The sequence below is a fragment of the Candidatus Bathyarchaeota archaeon genome (genome assembly GCA_026014585.1).
GTDB lineage: Archaea > Thermoproteota > Bathyarchaeia > Bathyarchaeales > Bathycorpusculaceae > Bathycorpusculum.
Genome location: JAOZIA010000022.1, coordinates 376,212 through 382,354, shown reverse-complemented (window position 1 = coordinate 382,354; position 6,143 = coordinate 376,212). Strand labels below are relative to the sequence as shown.

Sequence of the window (6,143 nt, the reverse complement as noted above, 5' to 3'; positions counted from 1 at the left end):
TCCGTTTTCGAAGCCTTCTCCTTTCTCCTCGACTACGGATTGGCCTGAATGGTTAAACCAAACACCCCCCTCCAAACACACGCAAAACCAACAACCCCTTCTAAAGCTTCCAAAACCTTCTCAAAAAACCGCCAAAAAATAATAGTTTAAGCGCCGGGAATGGGATTCGAACCCATGCGGACCGGAAGATCCACGGGCTCTCAAGGCCCGCGCGTTAACCACTCTGCCATCCCGGCACATTTCCCACAAATATTAGATTACCTCTTTATTTCTGTTTTTCTTCAGAACAAGCATATATCATCAGTCTAAGCGTTGTTGAGCAAAGTTCTTAACCCACAAACACAAAACTTGTCACTATGCCATCAGACTTGACCGTGCAGATTCCAAGCAACATACTGGACGCAATATATGCGGGTGCAAAAGAACTCTACCCACGTGAAAGCTTCCTGCTTCTGAGAGGCAAAAAAAGCAAAGGCGTAATATGCATAAATGATCTTGTTTTGGCACCATTTGCCGCGCATGGTCATGGCGAAGTGCATTTTAACCCTTACATGTTCGCTGGAGATTTCTCTTTAGTGGGCACTGTGCATTCACATCCTTCAGGAAACATTTCGCCAAGCCACACGGACATGAACTATTTTTTTGGACGTGTATTGATGATTGTGGGTCCTCCGTTTGAGGGAAAAAACTGCATAGCCGCATACGACTCGTCTGCTGAAAAAATTCTCATAGAAGTAACCCCTGCGGTTGAATGCAAAGACGAAGATTTCTATTGAACTATTCCTGCGCTATTTTGGCTGCAATCTGATAAGCCACTATAAATTCGAGGGCAAAATTGTCTGCTCCTTTTTCGGTGCCCCTGTGCATCCTGTCCACGCCGCTGCTTCGCAGGTGATGATAAAACTCATGCAGTACCACAAACGGGTTAGTCATGTAGTCGCTGCTTTGCAGGGCGATTGTTTGGGTTTTTGCAGTGTAGCAGCCTAACGCTTTGGCTTTGTGTCCTTTTGGCAACCCAACTTTTAGTTTAGGTACTTCTACTTTGTAGTTTTTTGCAAGCAATTCCAGCGCGTCCTCTATTTTTCCGTTCAAAATAAGCCAGACTATTTGAGGTTTAAAGCTGTCTGCTGCCAAAGCCGTTCGCAACTAAAGATGTGTTGTGGCTAATAAGCCTGTTAAAGCGCCTGAGTTAAAATAACAAAGTTGTTTAGCACAGTAACCGTCAGCAACGCTATAACACCTATGTGAGCACCTTTTATTGTGTAGCGGGTTACTTTTACGGGTAGAGTTAATTGGTTTTTTACTTTTTGAAGATTGTAATCTGCTAAGTAAAATGATAAAGCAATCAACGCAGTTGCAGTTAGTTTGATGACTGTAAATGCCGCCAAGTTGGTTGAGACGATGCCTGCAAGAAACGGGTTAAGCTCACAAGCACCAAAATAGCTGACACCGATGGTGGTGGTTAACCAATCCATAAAACCCATCACGACGATTGCTAAACTTGCAAACACAGTAATTTTAGACATAAGATCAACTCGCTTTTACAGTGCAAATTTGACTTGGGCATTTAAGAAGAAAATTTCCAACTCAGACATATTGGGCAATGTGGACATATTCCAAAAAAGTAAGCTCCTCCCTCAATACAGGAACATAACCTCACAAAAACCATAAATATTCCGAGCACGGAGATGATTGCTAGCAGGCAAAAGTGTGGGCCGGTCGTCTAGCCTGGTTAGGACATCTGCTTGACGTGCAGAAGGTCGCCGGTCCGAATCCGGTTCGGCCCACCACTTACTTCTTTATGTCAGGTTGAATTATCTCTGCTTCTTCGAGAAGGCAGCCTTAACTTGGCAGAGATTTGTAGGTCGCTTCCGATAGTGCGGCATGAAATGTTTTGGAGCTTTAATGTCTTTACCATTTTTTTTACCCCTTCACCGCCCACTGGTCCAGGAGCATCAAGTCCCCCGATAATTTTTGGTGCAACAAAGAAAAGAAGCCTATCAACTATTCCTGCTCTAAGCGCTGAAGCATTCACCTCGCCGCCTCCTTCAATCAGTATAGATGTGATTTTGAGGGCGGCAAGTTTTTGCATCATCACCTTCAAATCAACTCTTTCTTTTCCAACAATAAGTACGTGTATGCCCATTTGTTCTAATATTTTTATTTTCTTCTGGTCATGTTTTTCGCTTGTAGCAACCAGCACATTTGAATCTGCAAAAACCTTCGCATCTATAGGAACTTTAAGCTTGCTGTCAATAACAACGCGCAGTGGGTCTTTGTGTCCACGGGTTCGTGCAGTGAGACGAGGATTATCTTTTAGCACAGTGTTTATTCCGACAAGAATTGCATCATACTCAGCCCTAAGAATCCGTGCCTTATGTCTTGTAGCCGAAGAAGTAACCCATTTAGAGTCCCCATCTACACAGGCTATCTTGCCATCAAGACTCATAGCTGCCTTAATTGTCACAAACGGCAAACCAGTTTCAATAAATTTGACAAACGCCTCGTTCAACTCTTTGGCTTCAGTTTCCATCAGCCCAACTTCGGCAGTTACGCCATTAGCACGCAACTCTTCTAATCCGTGCACAAGCGGGTTTGGGTCCTGCATCGCAGCAATTACGCGTTTAATTCCTGCATTGATTATCGCTTTTGTACATGGCGGTGTCTTGCCATAGTGAGAGCAAGGTTCTAGCGTAACATAAAGAGTAGCGCCTTTTGCATCACCGTTTTTTAACTTCTTCAACGCATCTATCTCTGCATGTGGCATACCCGCTTTCTTATGATAACCCGTCGCGATTATTTTTCCATCTTTTACTATAACTGCGCCGACTTTGGGATTAGGCGAAGGGTTAGCTTCTCCTGCAAGTTCAAGCGCAAGCTTCATGAAATCCTCATCATCTGCGAAATGACCTAATTTCGCCTTTTTTACTTCAAGATATCTTGCATTAATTTCGTTTTTTTCGCCTTGACAAGGTACTCTATCAACATTAATACCATTAGCGCGTAGACCATCAAGTTTTGCAGGGTTGTTGGTAAATAAACTCACCGAGTGGACACCAAAAAATTTCAATATTTCCGCAGCTACACTGTAGTCGCGCATATCATCTGGAAATCCGAGTGCATTGTTAGCTTCAACAGTATCCAATCCTGTATCCTGAAGGCTGTACGCTTGGATTTTGCTACCCAGCCCTATACCCCGTCCTTCCTGTCTTAGATATATCAACATGCCCGCCGATTCTTTTCCAAGAATCCTCAACGAATCTTCGAGTTGTGAGCGGCAATCGCACCTAAGAGAACCAAAAACATCTCCTGTGAGACATTGAGAGTGAATCCTAACGGGAATTTTCTTGTTCTGCAGTTGCCCCCTCACCAATGCGAGATGTGGCTCACTACCTTTGTCAGAAAAAGCGTATAGATCAAAATTTCCAAATTTTGTTGGAAACTTGGCTGAAGCGAGGAGACTAACCGTCATTATTTCGCGCCCTTCAAAAAGGTTTAGTGTGTTGCACATAAAAGTATCTATAAAAATAAGAAAAAATTTAATTGAAACGTTCAAATGGAAAAATGTCCATATTCATTAAGATACATTCATTTGAAGTAGATTTCTTCATGCAAAAGCCATTTACTTGCTTAAAATAAGGATAACCTTATCTTGACCAGTGAAAATTTACAAGCCAGCAACGAAAATAAGCAACAAAATCAGAGTCCTATTTATGAGTAAACTTAGTCCTCAAATTGAAGCAGTCTTGCTAAGTGCGATAGACGGCAAGGCGGTTACCCCAGAAGACGCGCATATACTTATCAAATCTGATGACGCTGAGTTGCGCGCTCTAATGAATGTTGCATGCTTAATTAGAGACTGCGAAAAAGGACAGATTATTAGCTATTCAAAAAAAGTGTTCATACCCTTAACAAACATCTGCCGAAATAACTGTGGATACTGCGGATTTAGAAGAGAGCCCTCAGACCCCAGCGCAAGAATTATGACTCCAACCGAAGTTTTAGAAATAGCTGAGGCAGGCAAGAACGCTGGATGCAAAGAAGCTTTATTTGCTCTAGGTGAAAAACCAGAAGAACTGTATCCAGAAGTCCGTAAAAAACTAAACAGCGCTGGTTATGAGAGCATGGTTGAATACTTGCATGAGATGTGCGACTTGGTTGTTAAGAAAACTGGGCTTTTGCCGCATAGCAATGCAGGCGTTATGAATAGAAGTGAGCTGGCTAAACTGAGGGAAAACAATGCCAGCATGGGGTTGATGCTGGAAAATGTAAGTGAAAGACTATGTGAACCGGGTGAACCACATAATTTGAGCCCAGGTAAACATCCTGCGTTGAGGATTGCGACAATCGAGGATGCAGGACAACTTAAAATCCCTTTCACAACAGGGCTATTGATAGGAATTGGAGAAACCTTGGAGGAGCGTGTTAACTCGCTTTTTGCAATTAAACGCATCAATGAAAAATATGGGCACATACAAGAGGTTATTATTCAGAATTTTCAGGCTAAGCCTAAAACGCCCATGAAGCAATTCTTGGAACCAGCAGTTTTAGATGTTATCCGAACGGTTGCTGTTGCGCGGCTAATTTTCCGTGGCGAACCAAATATTCAGGTTCCTCCGAATTTAAGCCGAGGGGTTTACACACGTTTCCTGTTTGCAGGCATAAATGACTGGGGAGGAATCTCGCCTGTTACAAAAGATTTTATAAATCCAGAAGCTCCCTGGCCAAGGATAAAAAAGCTTGAAGAAAAAACTGTGAAAGCGGGATTCAAATTAAAGGAACGATTGTCGATATATCCTGAATATATCACTAAAAAAAGAGGGTTTATGTCCAACTCCCTCGAAGACCAGATGAAGGCATTAGTTGATGAATGCGGGTACGTCGCAAAAGGAGGCTTGTAGAAGTTGAAGAACACAAACAGTTTCGTTCATATACGAGAAGCGTTTGAACATCTCATAAGTAAAATTGACCCTGTAATTGCCGATATATTAGATAGGGCTATTGAAGGAAAAGAACTCTCTGTCAATGAAGGAACCGAGCTTTTTAATGTCAGCGGTAATGAGTTGAACGCCTTAATCTTAACGGCTGATGAGTTAAGACGACGAACAGTTGGCGACACTGTAAGCTATGTTGTTAACCGCAACATTAACTTCACAAACATCTGTGATGTTCGATGTGGCTTTTGTGCTTTCAGCAGAGCCCAAAAAGAACCTGAAGCTTACCTTCTTTCAATCGATGAAATAGTCAAAAGAGCCGAGGAAGCATGGAAAATGGGTGCCACAGAAGTTTGTATTCAGGGCGGGATAAATCCAACTGTTAGTTCAAGCTTTTATGTGGATGTTTGTACAGCTATAAAAAAGAAAATGCCCTCACTTCACATTCATGCTTTTTCGCCTATGGAAATTCTTTACGGTTCTGAAAAAGCAGGTTTGGGCATCGAAGAGTATCTTAAAACTCTTAAGGAAGCTGGTCTTGACAGCATGCCGGGTACAGCTACGGAAATTCTAGATGACCAAGTTAGAAACATCATCTGTCCAAATAAAATTAGCGTGGAAAATTGGGTTAAAGTTATCAAGACTGCACATAGATTAGGGATTCATACAACCTCAACAATGCTGTATGGACATATAGACAGCCTAGAGCAGAGGTCTAAGCACCTTTCACTTTTAAGGGAAATACAAAAAGAAACACAAGGCTTCACAGAATTTGTACCCTTAAGCTTTATGCACCTAAACACGCCGATCTACAAGAAAGGAATTGTTAAACATAGCCCAACAGGAACCGAAGACATAAAACTGTATGCAGTTTCACGTTTGATGCTAAATGGGCATATTCGCAATATCCAAGTTTCCTGGGTTAAACTAGGTCCAAAGTTTACCCAGTTTTGCTTAAATGCAGGAGCTAACGATTTTGGCGGGACCCTTATGGAGGAAAACATCTCAAGTGCCGCAGGGGCATCGTCTGGACAATACCTGTCTCCTGAAGAGATCAGGCGATTGATTAGCTGCGCAGGAAGGACTCCAGCCCAAAGAACCTCTACATATGAACTAATTGAAAATTAGTTGGAGCTTTCACTGGTGCTTGTCCACGCTACCTGCTTAAATTCAATTTTGGAGCTCCCAGCAATTGGGATACATGTAAGC

The 6,143-nt window shown here is 42.4% G+C and carries 6 protein-coding genes and 2 tRNA genes; 4 read left to right on the top strand and 4 right to left on the bottom strand.

Annotated features, from left to right (window positions below):
• Positions 1-151: 151 nt before the first annotated feature.
• Positions 152-236 (bottom strand) — tRNA-Ser (locus NWF01_08755).
• A gap of 120 nt (positions 237-356) precedes the next feature.
• On the opposite strand from NWF01_08755, the gene NWF01_08750 reads away from it, so the two are divergent.
• Complete coding sequence (locus tag NWF01_08750) at positions 357-776, top strand: Mov34/MPN/PAD-1 family protein (GenBank protein MCW4025107.1); 420 nt, start codon at positions 357-359, stop codon at positions 774-776.
• 1 nt (position 777) lies between these two features.
• Here the strand turns inward: NWF01_08750 and NWF01_08745 are convergent, their stop codons facing one another.
• Together NWF01_08745 and NWF01_08740 are read right to left on the bottom strand one after the other, a co-directional pair.
• Positions 778-1,134: a hypothetical protein gene (locus NWF01_08745; GenBank protein ID MCW4025106.1), complete on the bottom strand. Its 357-nt coding sequence runs from the start codon at positions 1,132-1,134 to the stop codon at positions 778-780.
• 41 nt (positions 1,135-1,175) lie between these two features.
• Positions 1,176-1,526 (bottom strand): DUF5658 family protein, encoded by a 351-nt coding sequence (locus tag NWF01_08740; GenBank protein MCW4025105.1) that lies wholly within the window; start codon positions 1,524-1,526, stop codon positions 1,176-1,178.
• A gap of 186 nt (positions 1,527-1,712) precedes the next feature.
• Between NWF01_08740 and NWF01_08735 the strand changes: the two genes are divergently transcribed.
• Positions 1,713-1,790, top strand: a tRNA-Val gene (locus NWF01_08735).
• Positions 1,791-1,804: 14 nt separating this feature from the next.
• On the opposite strand, the gene ribD is transcribed toward NWF01_08735, so the two are convergent.
• Entirely contained in the window at positions 1,805-3,472 is a 1,668-nt protein-coding gene (gene ribD / locus NWF01_08730) for a bifunctional diaminohydroxyphosphoribosylaminopyrimidine deaminase/5-amino-6-(5-phosphoribosylamino)uracil reductase RibD (GenBank protein ID MCW4025104.1), read from the bottom strand.
• A gap of 241 nt (positions 3,473-3,713) precedes the next feature.
• Between ribD and cofG the strand changes: the two genes are divergently transcribed.
• Both cofG and cofH read left to right on the top strand, forming a co-directional pair.
• Complete coding sequence (gene cofG / locus NWF01_08725) at positions 3,714-4,901, top strand: 7,8-didemethyl-8-hydroxy-5-deazariboflavin synthase CofG (protein MCW4025103.1); 1,188 nt, start codon at positions 3,714-3,716, stop codon at positions 4,899-4,901.
• Positions 4,902-4,904: 3 nt separating this feature from the next.
• Positions 4,905-6,062: a 5-amino-6-(D-ribitylamino)uracil--L-tyrosine 4-hydroxyphenyl transferase CofH gene (cofH, locus tag NWF01_08720; protein MCW4025102.1), complete on the top strand. Its 1,158-nt coding sequence runs from the start codon at positions 4,905-4,907 to the stop codon at positions 6,060-6,062.
• Positions 6,063-6,143 lie beyond the last annotated feature (81 nt).

What these genes read in the sequence shown, in the direction of transcription:
- NWF01_08740 (MCW4025105.1), bottom strand. Translation starts at nt 1,526, where the DNA reads ATGTCTAAAATTACTGTGTTTGCAAGTTTAGCAATCGTCGTGATGGGT.
- ribD (MCW4025104.1), bottom strand. Translation starts at nt 3,472, where the DNA reads ATGACGGTTAGTCTCCTCGCTTCAGCCAAGTTTCCAACAAAATTTGGA.
- cofG (MCW4025103.1), top strand. Translation starts at nt 3,714, where the DNA reads ATGAGTAAACTTAGTCCTCAAATTGAAGCAGTCTTGCTAAGTGCGATA.
- NWF01_08750 (MCW4025107.1), top strand. Translation starts at nt 357, where the DNA reads ATGCCATCAGACTTGACCGTGCAGATTCCAAGCAACATACTGGACGCA.